This is a genomic window from Pseudomonas sp. GW821-FHT01E05, from assembly GCF_059422425.1.
In genome coordinates this window covers 142,842-158,328 of sequence record NZ_JBWKWW010000009.1, presented here as the reverse complement: position 1 = coordinate 158,328, position 15,487 = coordinate 142,842, and the positions used below count along the sequence as shown (strand labels likewise).

The following is a 15,487-nucleotide window of genomic DNA, read 5'->3' as shown; positions in this document are numbered from 1 at the left end:
ACATGCTGCCTTTCTGGATCGCCCTGCAATTTCTCAGCAGCTTGCCGATACGTCTGCCGGGTATGCCGCAGCCGCAGGAACTGGGCCGTTCGTTGCTGTTTTATCCGCTGGTGGGGTTGCTCCTCGGCGGGTTGTTGTGGACGTTGAACTGGGGGCTCGCCGGGGCGCCCTTGTTGTTGCACGCTGCGCTGTTGCTGACTGCCTGGGTCTTGTTCAGCGGTGGTTTGCATCTGGATGGCCTGGCCGATAGCGCCGATGCCTGGCTGGGTGGTTTTGGTGATCGTGAGCGAACCCTGACCATCATGAAGGACCCGCGCAGCGGGCCGATTGCGGTCGTGACGCTGGTGTTGGTGCTGCTGCTCAAATTTGCCGCGTTGCTGGCGCTGATCGAGCAGCAGCACAGCATTGCGTTGATCCTGGCGCCTTTGATCGGCCGCAGCGCGTTGCTGGGGTTGTTTCTGACGACGCCTTACGTACGAGCCGGTGGGCTGGGACAGGCATTGGCTGATCATCTTCCGCGTATGGCCGGTAAACAGGTTTTGTTGCTGAGCACGGTGGCCTGTGTGCTGATCGCGGGATTACACGGTGTGTTTGCCGCAGTGCTGGCGGCAGCGGTGTTCTTCTGGTTGCGACAAGTAATGATGCGGCGGCTGGGTGGGACTACTGGCGATACCGCAGGCGCCTTATTGGAGCTGCTGGAAGTGGCGGTGTTGGTGGGATTGGCGTTGGTCTGATGATTTGTAGGGCGATGAAGAGCGTACCGTAGAAATCCTTCAAAACTTGCTTTCCCTCAACCGCGGGTATATACACGCACTATGCTTCCTTCCCAATGTTTATGCACCAACCTGCGTCGTGCCGCCCGAGGCGTCAGCAGGTATTACGACGGCGCTCTCGACGGCTTCGGGATCAACGTTGCGCAGTATTCTTTACTGTGCAATTTACAACGTCTGGACCAACCGAGCATTTCGACCCTGGCGCAGGCCATGGGCCTGGACCGCAGTACCCTGGGGCGCAATCTGCGGGTGCTGGAGGGTGAAGGTCTGGTTACGCTGGTCGAGGGTGAAGATCATCGCAATCGTGTTGTATTGCTCACTGAAACCGGGCTAGAGCGACTGGCGGCGGCCTTGCCGGCGTGGGAAGCGGCGCAGCAGCGTTTGATCGAGAAACTGGGTGCAGAAAAGCGGGAAACCTTGCTGGCCTTGCTGGACGAGCTTGCCTGAAGGCAATAAGTCCGATCATAAGCGGGTATATACCCGCTACCGGAGAACAAGAATGACATCGATGTGGCGTACCAGTGGTTGGGTTCTTCTCGGGAGTGCGCTGATTCTCGCGTTGTCCTTGGGAGTGCGGCATGGCTTTGGGTTGTTCCTCGCACCAATGAGTGCGGAGTTTGGTTGGGGGCGTGAGGTGTTTGCGTTCGCCATTGCCTTGCAGAACCTGATCTGGGGCCTGGCGCAACCCTTTACCGGTGCGCTGGCCGACCGTTTCGGCGCGGCGAAAGTGGTGCTGCTCGGCGGGGTGTTGTATGCCCTCGGATTGGTGTGCATGGGGTTGTCCGATTCGGCCTGGTCGTTATCGCTCAGTGCTGGTTTGTTGATCGGTATCGGTCTGTCGGGCACTTCTTTCTCGGTGATTCTGGGGGTGGTTGGGCGCGCTGTTCCTCCCGAGAAACGCAGCATGGCTATGGGGATCGCCAGCGCTGCCGGCTCTTTCGGCCAGTTCGCCATGTTGCCCGGGACCCTGGGGTTGATCGGTTGGCTTGGCTGGTCGGCGGCGCTATTGGTGCTGGGTTTGCTGGTGGCGTTGATCGTGCCGTTGGTAAGCATGCTCAAGGACAACCCGTTGCCGGTATTCGGGCATGAGCAGACCTTGTCCGAGGCCGTGCGTGAGGCTTGCTCGCATTCCGGCTTCTGGCTGCTGGCGTTCGGTTTTTTTGTCTGTGGTTTTCAGGTGGTGTTTATCGGCGTGCATTTGCCGGCGTATCTGGTGGATCAGCATCTGCCCGCCACCACCGGAACCACCGTGTTGGCGCTGATCGGGCTGTTCAATATCTTCGGTACCTACACCGCTGGCTGGCTCGGCGGGCGGATGTCAAAGCCGCGCCTGCTGACCGGGCTGTATCTGTTGCGTGCGGTGGTGATCGGCCTGTTCCTGTGGGCACCGGTGACGCAGATCAGCGCCTATCTGTTTGGTATGGCCATGGGCTTCTTGTGGCTGTCGACCGTACCGCTGACTAACGGCACGGTGGCGACACTTTTCGGCGTGCGAAATCTGTCGATGCTTGGTGGCATCGTTTTCCTGTTCCATCAATTGGGTTCGTTCCTTGGTGGTTGGCTGGGCGGGGTTGTCTACGACCGGACCGGTAGCTATGACTTGATCTGGCAGGTTGCGATTCTCTTGAGCCTGATGGCCGCTGCGCTGAACTGGCCGGTGCGCGAACGTCCGGTTGCGCGCCTGCAAATGCAGGCAAGTGCGGTATGAACAGCTTCTGGCCATGGTCCGTCGGCTTGAGTGTCTGCGCGCTGCTATTGGCGTTGGCCTGGTGGGGCTGGCATCAGGGCGGCCTGGCGCTGATGCAATTGGGCATCGGTACTTGTTAGAGGCTACTTGTCGGGGGCGCTCAGGGGCGAGTAACTTCGCCGTCTGACTTGAGGCGGTGGAAAAAGCCGTGGCTTCAAATCCCTGATCGCTGGCCACTAAAAAGCCCCGCCTCTGTACAAGAGTGCGGGGCTTTTCAATTCAACTGGCGAGCCGTTCAGGCTCGCTGTGAATCAGAAACGGTAGGTCGCGCCTGCACCGAAACCGTTTGCCCAGTTTTGATACTTGGCGTTGTAGGTTTGGCCACGGTCGTTGCTGTTGTTGATACCGACCGACTCTTCGTGCAGGTACGAGTACGCTACGTCGATGGTCAGATCGTCAGTCGGGCTCCAGCCGGCGCCGAGGCTGAAGATCTTCCGATCGCCAGTCGGGATGCGTGGAGAACGATCGATGTTGTTGGTGGGTGCCTGGTCAAACGTCAGGCCGGTACGCAGCACCCATTGTTTGTTCAGCTTGTACGAAGCACCGATGGCGTGAGCCCAGGTGTCGTGCCAGTTCTGTTCTTCGGTGATGGTGCTGAATTGGCTGGCCAGCACAGGCTGAACGCCCTTGTTCTCGACCGTGATGTTTTCCAGGCGGCTCCAGCGGGTCCAGGTGCTGCCTGCATAGAGGGTCCACCGGTCGTTCAACTCGTGAGTGAGCGATAAATCGACCGACTCAGGGGTTTCGATTTTCAGCGAGGCGTCATACTTCTGGCTGGCGCTCAGACCTATAGCGTTCAGCACGCCATAGTCCACCTCGGTGTCCCCCTTGAGCTTGTACTTCACTTTCGAGTGATAGGTCAGGCCTACGCGGGTGCTGTCGGTAGCTTGTACCAGGACGCCGACGTTGTAGCCCAGCGCGGTATCGTCACCCTTGATCTTGACTCTGCCATCAGGGGCGGCCTGGGTGATCGACAGATTGGATTCCAGTGTGCCGTCGATATGGTTGATGGTCGGACCGAAGCCGATGGAAACCTTATCGTTGAACGCATAGCTGACGGTTGGTTGGAGGGTCAAAACCTTGACTTGGCTTTTGCTGCCGAAATAACGGCCGGCAAAACCGTTTTCGTAATCTGTTACCAGACCGAATGGCGCGTACATGCCGATACCGAACGCCCATTGGTCGTCGATTGGCTTGACGTAGTAGGCCATCGGGACGGCAATGAGTGGCACCATGTCGCCTTTGTTGGTGCCGCCGTTGGGGCTGGAGCTGGCGTGGCTGATATCGGTGTGAGCGTCGATCAGGGCAGCGCCACCGGTGACTTGTTCACGCTTGATGCGCGACATACCGGCAGGGTTACCATAAATTGTGCTTGCATCATCGGCAGAAGACGATCGTCCGGCGAACCCAGTACCCATCCCGCTGATGCTTTGTTCGTTGACGGCAAAGCCAGCTGCGAAAATCTGGGTGGATGCCAACGTAACGGCAAGGCTAAGCGTGGTTTTGAGTATTACTTTTTTCATTATTAGAACTCCTGGTGATCACCGACGCGAAAATTACCAACATTTTCATCCGAGCGCTATAGGTGGTATCGCTTGAGATAGAGCGGTTTTGTAGGACAATCAGACCAGAATCCGGGATTTTCGCGCAATCTTGCACGGATCCCGGTCAGCAGGCGAGTTGATTCAGAGGTGATACACAGGTTTGCCAGGCGCACGTGAAGTCCCTTAAGCGGCCTTGAGGCTGAAATGTCTGGCGCCAAATCCGGGCCATTCCCAGCAGATCATCTGCTTCGGGCAGGGGCGTGTTTTGCTCTTCTATCAGCAGCCAGGCAATGGCGGTGGCATAACGCAGGTTGACTGTCAGTTCGAGGTGTGGGCCACTGAGAAAGGCGTGCTGACTGGCCAGGCCACGAACCAGGCTCGCACGCTCCGGATCCAGGGCCAGGTAATGGTCCCAGAGCGCCTGATGGCGCGGCTCGGCGATACGGTACAAGCCATGTCCACGGCGGTCGTGAAGGGCGGAGCCGAGTGCGGATTGGCTGGCAGCGATACCCAGCAGCAACGCTTCGGCGGTAGGGCTGTGGCGCCCGAGGTAGATCAGCGTCGGGCGAATGACGTAACGGCATAGTTCGCTGGCGGCGATACCCATAAGCCCTCCAGGCGCGTTATTGGGCGGCGAGGTCTGAGGGGCTTGGCAGCAGTGGATCGGTTCAGACTCGCCGGAAGCGGATCACGCCGCTTGAGTTGAAGTCTAGTGTCATATTCGTGCTGTAAAGGTCTGTTTTTAAAATATTTCTGGCTTCGAGTTATAACCGTTAGATCCGTTGGTGCTATAAGCCAATTCGAATGAAATAGAAACCTTGGGCAATAAAAAAACCCTGCTGTCAGGCAGGGTTTTGGATTTTCAGCAGTCTGGCGTATCAGGCAATCAGTGCCTGACGGGTACGCTCGATCACAGCCTGCAGCGGCTCGGCGCTGGAGTATTGATCGGGGTACAGGCGTTCGCTGTGACGGGCGATGCCGTGTTCGTTGACCAGAGTGAAGCTGAAGCAGCCTTTGCGAGCGGCCATGATCAGGCAGTTCATTGGTGCAAAAGCGTTGGTGAGGGTGCGAATGGCATCCTGAGTGTGGATTTGAGTAGACATGTTGGTGTTCCTGCAAATGACACGGATAAGAACCGTGCAACGTTAAAACGTTCCAGTAACGTCGACCACCATTGGTCTGACGAAGAACCCGACTGGAACAAAGCAGCCAGTTAGAAGCGCTTTGATTTATGTGCGCTTGGGCTGGCAGGTAGGTACTTAGGAGGGCAGGCAGCACATCAGGGGCAAAGGTTCTGGGCCCAGGGTGAAGATCCTGATCAATCTGCAGGTTGGTTCGGTCAGAGTATGAGAACTTCGCAACACCCTTTGCATTCGATTCAAAGGCTGTGTCGTCGCAAGTTTTACCTGGAAACCATCGAGGTGGTCGATCCCGTGTTGTCGGTAGAGGCTTCTCTTTAGGGAAGGTGTACCGGGGGACTTGTTCGACCGTAATTGACTTTCAGCTTGGTACTAACGCCGCGGATAGTAACGGATTGAATTCAAGAATGGAAGTGTGTTAGGCAAAAAACTGTTGTTCGGCCAAAGCCGCAACCGTACTCCGCGAGCAGCAAGAGGGTGAACAGGAGAAGGCTAGCAGACAATCTGACCGGCAGTTGGCCAGTGTGGCTGCCGCAGGTGCCGGTTGGAAGGCACCTATTTGAATGCTTGCCACTGGGTTCTTCCCGCAGCGTGTACCAAAAAAGTGCGCCGATATAACCGCCTCGAGAGGACTTGTGCACATTTGTTGCGCAGCGTGTCATCGCGCTGTCACCTCGTGTTCTTGAGCGATCGCTGCCTGTAGCAAAAATTTAAGTCAATGAAAAACATCGTTTTTTTTTACTGGTGAAAAAATCGTCAGTTTGACTGCGGGCCACGTTCCATGGGGGTTTGAGGGAGTTGCAGGACGGTTGTCCACTGAGTTATCCACAGCTTCTGTGGATTGTCCCAAGCGCTTGCTCTAGCACGGGCGTACAGGATTTTTTCGGCTTTACCCGTACGAAAAAAAGAGTAGAGTGGCGCGCCTTCCGATCTGCCCCACAGTACGTTATGAAGTTTCGCTCAGTATCTCCTTCTGCCACCTCCACACCTTCAGGTGTTATCGAACCCAAGCGCTTTTCGTTACGTGTCGCCATGTGGCTGCTCGACAGTCCGCGTCTGGGCAATAACCCTAACGTCAAGCACTTTGCCGGACATTTGCTCAAGCAACCGGCACGTGAGGGGGTGGTGGCCGCGCAAAGCCGTCTGGGGCAATTGATGTGTCGCGAATGCGGCAATGCCCGGGATCGGCGGATCGGTCATGATTTGTTGCGTCAGGCCGCCCGTGCAGGCGATCGACATGCCATGCGCGAGCTCGGTCAGATCCAGGATTGAGCTGTCCCTGGCCCGACGCCTTGGTTAACCTTCGTGCTTTATTTAATCGGCAGGAGTGGCTATGGCTATGGACTTGACCAGCATATTGCTGGGGCTGGCGGGTGCTGCACTGCCGTTATTGGTGCTGGTTTGGCAATTACAGCAACGCCTGAGTGCCCGGCAATCCGAGTTATCGCTGCTCGAGGAGCGTCTGAGCACGGCTCAATTCGCGCAAGAGGGGCTCAATGCCCAGCTCGATGCCAGTCGCGATGAAGTCAGCGACCTGAGCCAGGCCAATGCCACCAAGCAAGCGGATCTGGCGGCCGTTCGCCGTGAAATCGAACTGTTGCAGATCGAACGTGACAACGCTCGCGATGCCGCCCACGCCTGGAGTCTTGAACGCGCCAGCAAAGAAAGCGAGTTACGCAGGCTGGATGCCCAGGCCGCGTCACTCAGCGCCGAGCTGCGCGAACAACAGGAAAGCCATCAACAACGCCTGAGCGACCTGCAAGGTTCGCGGGATGAGTTGCGTGCGCAGTTTGCGGAGTTGGCCGGGAAGATCTTCGATGAGCGTGAGCAGCGCTTTGCCGAGACCAGCCAGCAGCGCCTGGGTCAGTTGCTCGATCCACTGAAAGAACGCATTCAGTTGTTTGAAAAGCGTGTTGAAGAAAGCTATCAGGCCGAAGCCCGCGAGCGCTTCTCTCTGGCTAAAGAGCTCGAGCGGCTGCAGCAGTTGAACCTGCGCCTGAGCGACGAGGCGACCAACCTCACTCGCGCCCTCAAGGGCCAGAAAACCCAAGGCAACTGGGGTGAGTTGATTCTCGAGCGGGTACTTGAACATGCAGGTCTGGAGAAAGGCCGCGAGTACCAGACACAAGTCAGCCTCAAGGGCCCGGATGGTGAACGTTTTCAGCCGGACGTGCTGATCATGTTACCGGGTGACAAGCAGGTGGTGGTCGACTCCAAGGTCAGTCTCACTGCTTATCAGCAGTACGTGGTTGCCGATGACGAGGTAATCAGTCAGGCGGCCCTCAAACAGCATGTGTTGTCCCTGCGAAACCATGTCAAAGGTTTGGCCGGTAAGGACTACAAACGTCTGGAAGGCCTGCATAGTCTGGATTTCGTGCTGCTTTTTGTGCCGATCGAAGCGGCTTTTTCCGCCGCGTTGCAAGCGGAGCCGAATCTGTTTCAGGAAGCCTTTGACCGTAACATCGTGATCGTCAGCCCGACCACCTTGCTGGCGACGTTGCGGGTGATCGACAGCTTGTGGAAGCAGGAGCGCCAGAGCCAGAACGCTCGGGAGATCGCCGAGCGCGCGGGCTGGCTGTATGACAAGTTTGTGTTGTTCATTCAGGACCTGGACGAAGTCGGAAATCGCCTGCAGCAACTGGACAAGGCCTACAGCGCGGCACGCAACAAATTGACCGAAGGCCGCGGCAATCTGGTCAGCCGCAGCGAGCAGCTCAAGCTATTGGGTGCGCGGGCCAGCAAGAGTTTGCCGGCGGATCTGCTGGAGCGCGCGATGAGTGATGCGGACGGGATGGTGGAAATGCCGGACTAGTGGCCTGTGTGGCTAGTTCGTTAGCTCAAATTCGGATGCCGGCGGCCCAGAGCCAAGGCGCTGTGACGAGTCATAGCCCGCTATGGCGAGGAACAGCAACGCAGGATATGGGCTGCTGGCGCCGAAGTTGACTAACAGAACTAGCCACACAGGCCACTAGGCTGCTCCTACAAAGGCAAATGCCGACTCAACAGCGCTCTCAGTGCCGCCGGTTTCACTGGTTTGGCCAGATAATCCAGTCCTGCGGCATGCACCTCGGCGACCATTTCAGGCCGTCCATCGGCGCTGATCACCACGCCGGGCACCGGCTCGCCGAGCTGGGTGCGCAGCCAGGCCATCAAGCCGGTACCGGTCTCGCCGTCATCCAGGTGGTAATCCACCAGCGCCAACTGCGGCCGAATGCCTTCGCTGAGCAGCGCCACGCATTCATCGCGATTGCGGGCTGTCCAGACCTGGCAACCCCAGCGCGTCAACAGGCTGTTCATGCCGATCAGGATGCTGTCTTCGTTGTCGATGCACAGTACTTGCGCGCCACTTGGCAAATGGCCGTTCAGCTCAGCGACTTTGGCCGGGACGCTGATTTGCGCACGAACCAGCGGTACGCTGACGCTGAACACGCTGCCCTTGCCCGGCCAGGAGCGTACTTGTAACTGATGCCCAAGTACCCGGCAGAGCCCGTCAGCAATTGCCAGGCCCAGGCCCAGACCTTTCTCGGCGCGTGTCTGGTGACTGTCGAGGCGCTTGAACTCCTCGAAGATTACCTGACGTTTGTCTTCCGGAATGCCCGGCCCGCGATCCCAGACTTCCAGGCAGAGTTGCCCGTCTTTGCGTCGTGCGCCCAGCAACACCGGACCTTTGGCGTAGCGAAAGGCGTTGGTCAGGAAGTTCTGCAAAATCCGCCGTAGCAATTTGATGTCGCTGTCGACCCGCAAGCGGCTGCCACGCAGGCGAAACTTCAGACCTTGCTCTTGTGCCAATGCCTTGAATTCGGCGCCGAGGGTATCGAACAGATCGTTGAGTACAAACGGCTTGCGATCCGGGTTGATCTTGCCGTTTTCCAGGCGTGAAATGTCCAGCAGATCACTGATCAGGTCTTCGGCCGAACGCAGCGAGCTGTCCAGATGCTGCACCAACTGCTGCGCCTCGGCGGACAGGCCGTCGTCCTGATGGGAGAGGGCGGCAGAGAACAGCCGCGCGGCGTTCAATGGTTGCATCAAATCGTGGCTGACCGCCGCGAGGAAGCGGGTTTTCGACTGGTTGGCAGACTCTGCCGTGCCCTTGGCTTGCGTGAGTGCGACGTTCAGCTGCGACAACTCATGGGTGCGCGCAGTGACCCGTTGCTCCAGACCCTCGTTGGCCTCGGTCAGCGCCTGTTCGGCTTCGCGGAACGCGGTGATGTCGGTGAAACTCATGACGAAACCGCCGCCGGGCATAGGATTGCCGATCAGCTCGATCACCCGGCCGTTGGGGAATAGACGTTCGGAGGTATGCGCCCGGCCCTGACGCATCCAGTGCAGGCGCCGGGCTACGTGTACTTCGGCTTCACCCGGGCCGCACAGCCCGCGTTCGGCGTTGTGGCGGATGATGTCGGCAATCGGTCGACCAACACTGATCAGCCCGTCAGGGTAGTTGAACAGCTCCAGATAGCGCCGGTTCCAGGCCACCAGTTTGAGCGACTGGTCGACCACGCTGATGCCTTGGGTGATGTTTTCGATCGCGCCTTGCAGCAGAGCACGGTTGAACTGCAGCACTTCCGAGGCTTCGTCGGCGATGCGCACGACGTCCTCAAGCTGCATCTCCCGACCTTCGATGGCGGCCTTTACCACGGCGCGCGTCGAAGAGGCGCCGAGTACACCCGCCAGCAAGCGTTCGGTGTGAGCGATCCATTCGTCGTCGGCGTTCTGGTTCGGATTGAAGCCTTTTCCCTGGCGATAGGCAAAGCGGATAAAGCTTTGCTGTGCTCGTTCCTCGCCGACAAAGCGCGCGGCCAGACTGAGTAAATCGTTGATCTGCACCGCCAGCATCGAGCGAGCGCCAGGGCGGGCGCTGATTTCCTGACCGATAAAGCGTCCGGCCTGCCAGTGCTCGGAAACCCGGGTGCGCGACAGTACCGAGACCCAGGCAAACAGTGTGAAGTTGCCCGCCAACGACAGCACCACGCCTTGGGTCAGCGGGCTGATCGGGAGGTTCAACGGATTGCCGTGCAGCCACGCCAGCCCCGGGAAACTGTTCAGCGACCAGCCAAGACTGTGGGCAGTAATCGGCAGTACCAAGGTGTAGAACCAAAGAAAGGTCCCGGTGGCCAGCCCGGCAAACACACCACGGCGGTTGGCTTGCTTCCAGTACAGTGCGCCAAGCATCGCTGGCGCCAGTTGGGTGACAGCGGCGAAGGCGATCTGGCCGATGGTTGCCAGACTCGCCGTCGAACCCAGCAGGCGATAGCTGACATAGGCCAGTAACAGAATCACCACGATGCTCACCCGGCGCACCGACAGCATCCAGTAGCGGAACACTTCGAACGGCCGCTCGGCGTTTTTTCGGCGCAGCAGCCACGGTAGCAGCATGTCGTTGGAGACCATGGTCGACAGCGCGACGCTGGCGACGATCACCATCCCGGTGGCCGCCGACGCTCCGCCGATAAATGCCAGCAACGCCAGCGCCGGATGGGCCTGGGCCAGCGGCAGGCTAATCACGAAAGAGTCGGGCAGCACTGAACCGGGCAACATCATTTGTCCGGCCAGCGCGATTGGCACCACAAACAACGCGGCCAGCGCCAGATAGGCCGGGAACACCCACCTGGCCAGGCGCAGGTCGTGGGGTTCGATGTTTTCCACCACAGTGACGTGGAACTGTCGCGGCAGGCAGATGATCGCCATCATCGCGACGCCAGTCTGTACCACCATGGACGGCCAGTTGATGGTTTCTTTCCAGTATTGCTCCAGGCGTGGCGCGAGCATGGCCTGATCGAACAGATCGTCGAAACCATCGTACAAGCCATAGGTGACGAAGGCGCCAACCGCCAGAAAGGCAAACAACTTGACCAGCGACTCGAAGGCAATCGCCAGCACCATGCCGCGGTGGTGTTCCGTGGCGTCCAGGTTGCGGGTACCGAAAACAATGGTAAACAAGGCCAGAACCAGCGAAACGATCAACGCCGTGTCCTGGGCGCGGGTACCCATGGCGTCGGCACCGGCACCGATCAACAGGTTCACACCAAGAACGATGCCTTTAAGCTGCAAGGCAATATAGGGCAGTACGCCAACCAGACAGATCAGCGCTACGACCACCGCCAATGACTGCGATTTTCCGTAACGTGCGGCGATGAAGTCGGCGATGGAGGTGATGTTCTCCTGTTTGCTGATTATCACCATTTTTTGCAGCACCCTGGGTGCCAGCAGCATCAGCAGGATCGGCCCCAGATAGATCGGCAGGAACGCCCAAAGTTGTTCCGCTGCCTGGCCTACGGCGCCAAAGAAGGTCCAGCTGGTGCAGTAGACCGCCAGCGACAGGCTGTACACCCAGGCACGCACCCGCGGCGGCAGGGGCGCACTGCGACGGTCACCGTAAAAGGCGATGGCGAACATGATGGCCATATAGGCCAGGGCGACGGCGGCGATCAGCCCGCTGGACAGCGACATGGGAACTCCAGGCAAAAAACACCCGGGCATTACAGCCCGGCAAGACAGTCTCGCATGATGTTTGGGGTTAGTCAGTGTCGACCAAGGTCTCGGCGCGGCCAGGTGTCGCAGGAGAGCCTCGGTTGAATTGTTATTGTCTGTACCGGCCTCATCGCGAGCAAGCTCGCTCCTACAGCAATCGCTGGGTCACGCCGAGATCATGTAGGAGCGAGCTTGCTCGCGATGAGGCCTTACTGACGCAACGCAATCTCGATCAGTTCATGAAGCTCTTGCAGCGCCAGCGGCGCGGCGGAAAACAGGATCCGGAACACCGTTGGCGCTACGACCATATTGATCAGCCGATCAACGCCAGGCAGCGCACAATGGTTGACAGCAGTGGCTGATGGAGCGGCGCTCCAGCGCTCATCGATTCCCGCCTCGAATCAGCAAGCGCGGGATCGAGCCGTCTGCGCTGCTGGAGGTGGGGGACATCTTCTACGCTGATATTGGCACCGAACATGTCGCCCATCCGCTGGGCGCGGCCAGGGTTCTGGTGGTCGAAACCGAAGGCAGTGTTTAGTTATTATCGGTAAAACAGATAACAGTTAGAGATATTACCCGTTATATAGATATTCTATTCAGTTCTATCATGGGCTCCACCTCACCAGAGGACAGGAGTTCACCATGACATGCCCCAACAGCGTCAACAGCGTCAACAACGGTTTGCGGCCACTGAGCCATTTGCAGCATCCGCGCGAAGCCATCCGTCAATTCACCCCCAACTGGTTCGCCGCGACCATGGGCACCGGTGTGCTGGCTCTGGCCCTGGCCCAATTGCCGGTTCACGCTCCCGGCCTGCAGGCTTTTGCCGAAGGTTTGTGGCTGTTCAATATCTTCCTGTTTGTGTTGTTCAGTGGTGTTTATGCCGCGCGTTGGGTGTTGTTCTTCGATGAGGCGCGGCGGATTTTCGGGCATTCCACGGTGTCGATGTTTTTCGGCACCATCCCCATGGGGCTTGCGACCATCATCAACGGCTTTCTGCTGTTCGGTGTGCCGCGTTGGGGTGAAGGCGTGGTGCAGCTGGCCGAAGTGCTCTGGTGGCTGGATGTCGCCATGTCGCTGGCTTGCGGCGTACTCATCCCCTACATGATGTTCACCCGCCAGGAACACAGCATTGACCAGATGACTGCCGTCTGGCTTTTGCCGGTGGTTGCGGCTGAAGTCGCGGCGGCCAGCGGTGGCTTGCTGGCCCCACATCTGCTTGATGCCCATTCGCAGCTTGTGGTGCTCGTCACCAGCTACGTGTTGTGGGCCTTTTCACTGCCGGTAGCCTTCAGCATCCTGACTATCCTGTTGCTGCGCATGGCGTTGCATAAATTACCCCCTGCAAACATGGCCGCTTCGAGTTGGCTGGCCCTTGGGCCGATTGGTACCGGAGCGCTGGGCATGTTGCTGTTGGGTGCCGATGCGCCAGCGATCTTTGCCGCAAACGGTTTGCCGGGCGTCGGCGAAATTGCAGCCGGGCTGGGGTTGGTGGCCGGTATTACGCTGTGGGGGTTCGGGCTGTGGTGGATGCTGATCGCGGTGCTGATCACCCTTCGTTACTTGCGCGCCGGAATCCCGTTCAATCTTGGCTGGTGGGGTTTTACCTTCCCGCTGGGTGTCTATTCACTGGCCACTTTGAAGCTGGCCAGCACCTTGAACCTGACGTTCTTCAGTGTGTTTGGCTGCGTTCTGGTGGCTGCATTGGCGATTATGTGGCTGATTGTGTCGAAACGAACCGTACAAGGCGCCTATCGAGGTGAGTTGTTTGTTTCGCCGTGCATTGCAGGATTAGCAAAATAACCGGCAAAGATTAGCTAAGGTTGTGGCCTGGATCGAAGTTCGGCATTCCAATCCAATAACAGCATCCAAGCCACTCAGGGACATGGAAGATGAGTCACCCGTCGCAGTTCACCTTGCTTCGCAAACGGCGTTTCCTGCCGTTTTTTGTTACGCAGTCCCTTGGGGCGTTCAACGACAACATCTTCAAGCAGTCGCTGATCCTCGCCATTCTGTACAAGTTGACTATCGAGGGTGACCGGTCGATCTGGGTCAATCTCTGCGCGCTGCTGTTCATCCTGCCGTTCTTTCTGTTCTCGGCCCTGGCCGGGCAATTCGGCGAGAAGTTCGCCAAGGACGCGTTGATCCGTCTGATCAAGCTCGGCGAAATTGCGATCATGGCGGTCGGCGCCGTTGGTTTCATGTTCGATCATCTGTCGCTGATGCTGGTGGCGCTGTTCGCCATGGGCACTCACTCGGCGCTGTTCGGTCCGGTGAAGTATTCGATCTTGCCGCAGGCGTTGCGCGAAGAGGAACTGGTGGGCGGTAACGGTCTGGTGGAAATGGGCACCTTTCTGGCGATTCTGGCCGGGACCATCGGCGCCGGGATCATGATGTCTTCCAGTCATTACGCACCGATTGTTTCCACGGCGATCGTCGGCGTTGCGGTGCTCGGTTATCTGGCCAGCCGTAGCATTCCCCGGGCTGCAGCGGCCACTCCACAAATGCGCCTGAACTGGAACATTTTCAGCCAGTCCTGGGCCACCTTGCGTATGGGGCTGGGACAAACGCCCGCGGTGTCCCGCTCGATTGTCGGTAACTCGTGGTTCTGGTTTGTCGGGGCAATTTACCTGACGCAGATTCCGGCCTACGCCAAAGAGTGGCTGTACGGCGACGAAACCGTGGTCACGCTGATTCTCACGGTGTTTTCGGTAGGCATCGCGACGGGCTCGATGCTCTGCGAAAAACTCTCCGGGCGCAAAGTGGAGATTGGCCTGGTGCCGTTCGGCTCGTTCGGCCTGACGGTGTTTGGCCTGCTGCTGTGGTGGCACTCCGGCGGCTTTGCGCAGAACGTCCAGGCCAATGACTGGATCGCGGTGCTCAGCTACGGCCCGGCCTGGTGGGTGTTGATCGATATTCTTGGCCTGGGCATTTTCGGCGGTTTCTATATCGTGCCGCTGTACGCGCTGATTCAGTCGCGCACCGCTGAAAACGAGCGGGCGCGGGTGATTGCGGCGAACAACATCCTCAATGCCTTGTTCATGGTGGTTTCGGCGATTGTCTCGATCGTGCTGCTCAGCCTTGCCAAATTGTCGATCCCACAGTTGTTCCTGGTGGTGTCGCTGCTGAACATCGGTGTAAACGTCTACATCTTCAGCATCGTTCCCGAGTTCAGCATGCGCTTCATGATCTGGCTGCTCAGCCATTCCATGTACCGCGTGCGGCACCGCAACCTCGAGTTGATTCCCGATGAAGGCGCGGCGCTGCTGGTCTGCAATCACGTTTCGTTTGTTGACGCCTTGCTGATTGGTGGCGCGGTGCGTCGGCCGATTCGCTTCGTGATGTATTACAAAATCTACAACCTGCCGGTGTTGAACTTCATCTTCCGTACTGCCGGGACCATTCCAATTGCCGGGCGCCAGGAAGATATCCAGATTTACGAAAGAGCCTTCAAGCGCATCGCCCAATACCTGAAGGATGGCGAGTTGGTGTGCATCTTCCCGGAAGGCAAGCTGACTGCCGATGGCGAGATCAATGAATTCAAGAGTGGGCTGACACGGATACTGGAAGAGACACCGGTGCCGGTGATTCCATTGGCCTTGCAGGGGTTGTGGGGCAGCTTCTTCAGTCGCGATCCGAGCAAGGGTTTGTTCCACCGACTCTGGTCGCGTGTGACCCTGGTGGCCGGGCCGGCGGTAACAGTGGAAGTTGCAGAACCGGCGCACTTGCAGGCGTTGGTTGGGCAGTTGCGTGGAACCGTTAGATAGTCGGTGATTTCGCTGATGCCATCGCGGGCAAGCCTCGCTCCTACGG

Annotated in this window: 12 protein-coding genes and 2 pseudogenes; 9 read left to right on the top strand and 5 right to left on the bottom strand. The window is 58.4% G+C overall.

Features of this window, described 5'->3' with window-relative positions; all coding sequences use genetic code 11:
* Positions 1-2: 2 nt before the first annotated feature.
* The 4 genes from AC07W5_RS20740 to AC07W5_RS20725 all read left to right on the top strand — a co-directional run bounded on the left by AC07W5_RS20740 (position 3) and on the right by AC07W5_RS20725 (position 2,600).
* On the top strand, positions 3-734 hold the full coding sequence (locus AC07W5_RS20740) for an adenosylcobinamide-GDP ribazoletransferase (RefSeq protein WP_495024233.1): 732 nt from the start codon (positions 3-5) through the stop codon (positions 732-734).
* An 81-nt stretch (positions 735-815) separates the two neighbouring features.
* Positions 816-1,220, top strand: a complete 405-nt coding sequence (locus AC07W5_RS20735) for a MarR family winged helix-turn-helix transcriptional regulator (RefSeq protein WP_495012986.1) — start codon at positions 816-818, stop codon at positions 1,218-1,220.
* A 52-nt stretch (positions 1,221-1,272) separates the two neighbouring features.
* Positions 1,273-2,481 (top strand): MFS transporter, encoded by a 1,209-nt coding sequence (locus AC07W5_RS20730; RefSeq protein WP_494993721.1) that lies wholly within the window; start codon positions 1,273-1,275, stop codon positions 2,479-2,481.
* The gene (locus tag AC07W5_RS20725) at positions 2,478-2,600 is read left to right on the top strand and encodes a hypothetical protein (RefSeq protein ID WP_494993722.1); all 123 of its coding nucleotides are present in this window, start codon (positions 2,478-2,480) and stop codon (positions 2,598-2,600) included. The genes AC07W5_RS20730 and AC07W5_RS20725 overlap by 4 nt, the downstream gene beginning before the upstream one ends.
* A 171-nt stretch (positions 2,601-2,771) precedes the next feature.
* Here the strand turns inward: AC07W5_RS20725 and AC07W5_RS20720 are convergent, their stop codons facing one another.
* The 3 genes from AC07W5_RS20720 to AC07W5_RS20710 all read right to left on the bottom strand — a co-directional run bounded on the left by AC07W5_RS20720 (position 2,772) and on the right by AC07W5_RS20710 (position 5,167).
* Positions 2,772-4,043: an OmpP1/FadL family transporter gene (locus AC07W5_RS20720; protein WP_495024232.1), complete on the bottom strand. Its 1,272-nt coding sequence runs from the start codon at positions 4,041-4,043 to the stop codon at positions 2,772-2,774.
* Positions 4,044-4,188: 145 nt separating this feature from the next.
* Complete coding sequence (locus AC07W5_RS20715; protein ID WP_494993724.1) at positions 4,189-4,671, bottom strand: hypothetical protein; 483 nt, start codon at positions 4,669-4,671, stop codon at positions 4,189-4,191.
* 271 nt (positions 4,672-4,942) lie between these two features.
* Positions 4,943-5,167 carry a hypothetical protein gene (locus AC07W5_RS20710; protein ID WP_019407963.1) on the bottom strand — a complete coding sequence of 75 codons (225 nt, stop codon included), beginning with the start codon at positions 5,165-5,167 and terminating at the stop codon, positions 4,943-4,945.
* Positions 5,168-6,151: 984 nt separating this feature from the next.
* Between AC07W5_RS20710 and AC07W5_RS20705 the strand changes: the two genes are divergently transcribed.
* A complete protein-coding gene (locus tag AC07W5_RS20705; RefSeq protein WP_495024231.1) occupies positions 6,152-6,475 on the top strand; it encodes a sel1 repeat family protein in 324 nt (107 codons plus the stop codon).
* A 175-nt stretch (positions 6,476-6,650) separates the two neighbouring features.
* Positions 6,651-8,015 carry a DNA recombination protein RmuC gene (locus AC07W5_RS20700; RefSeq protein ID WP_495024264.1) on the top strand — a complete coding sequence of 455 codons (1,365 nt, stop codon included), beginning with the start codon at positions 6,651-6,653 and terminating at the stop codon, positions 8,013-8,015.
* 167 nt (positions 8,016-8,182) lie between these two features.
* Here AC07W5_RS20700 and AC07W5_RS20695 read toward each other — a convergent pair whose 3' ends face one another.
* Positions 8,183-11,653, bottom strand: coding sequence for a hybrid sensor histidine kinase/response regulator (locus AC07W5_RS20695; RefSeq protein WP_494993726.1), 3,471 nt, complete (start codon positions 11,651-11,653; stop codon positions 8,183-8,185).
* 230 nt (positions 11,654-11,883) lie between these two features.
* Positions 11,884-12,009, bottom strand: a pseudogene (locus AC07W5_RS20690) (TetR family transcriptional regulator); the annotation flags it as partial.
* Positions 12,010-12,107: 98 nt separating this feature from the next.
* Here AC07W5_RS20690 and AC07W5_RS20685 point away from each other — a divergent pair.
* From AC07W5_RS20685 to AC07W5_RS20675, 3 genes and pseudogenes are all read left to right on the top strand, one after another.
* Positions 12,108-12,212, top strand: a pseudogene (locus AC07W5_RS20685) (cupin); the annotation flags it as partial.
* A 104-nt stretch (positions 12,213-12,316) separates the two neighbouring features.
* On the top strand, positions 12,317-13,477 hold the full coding sequence (locus AC07W5_RS20680) for a TDT family transporter (RefSeq protein ID WP_495024230.1): 1,161 nt from the start codon (positions 12,317-12,319) through the stop codon (positions 13,475-13,477).
* An 89-nt stretch (positions 13,478-13,566) separates the two neighbouring features.
* Complete coding sequence (locus AC07W5_RS20675) at positions 13,567-15,441, top strand: MFS transporter (protein ID WP_495024229.1); 1,875 nt, start codon at positions 13,567-13,569, stop codon at positions 15,439-15,441.
* Positions 15,442-15,487: the final 46 nt, after the last annotated feature.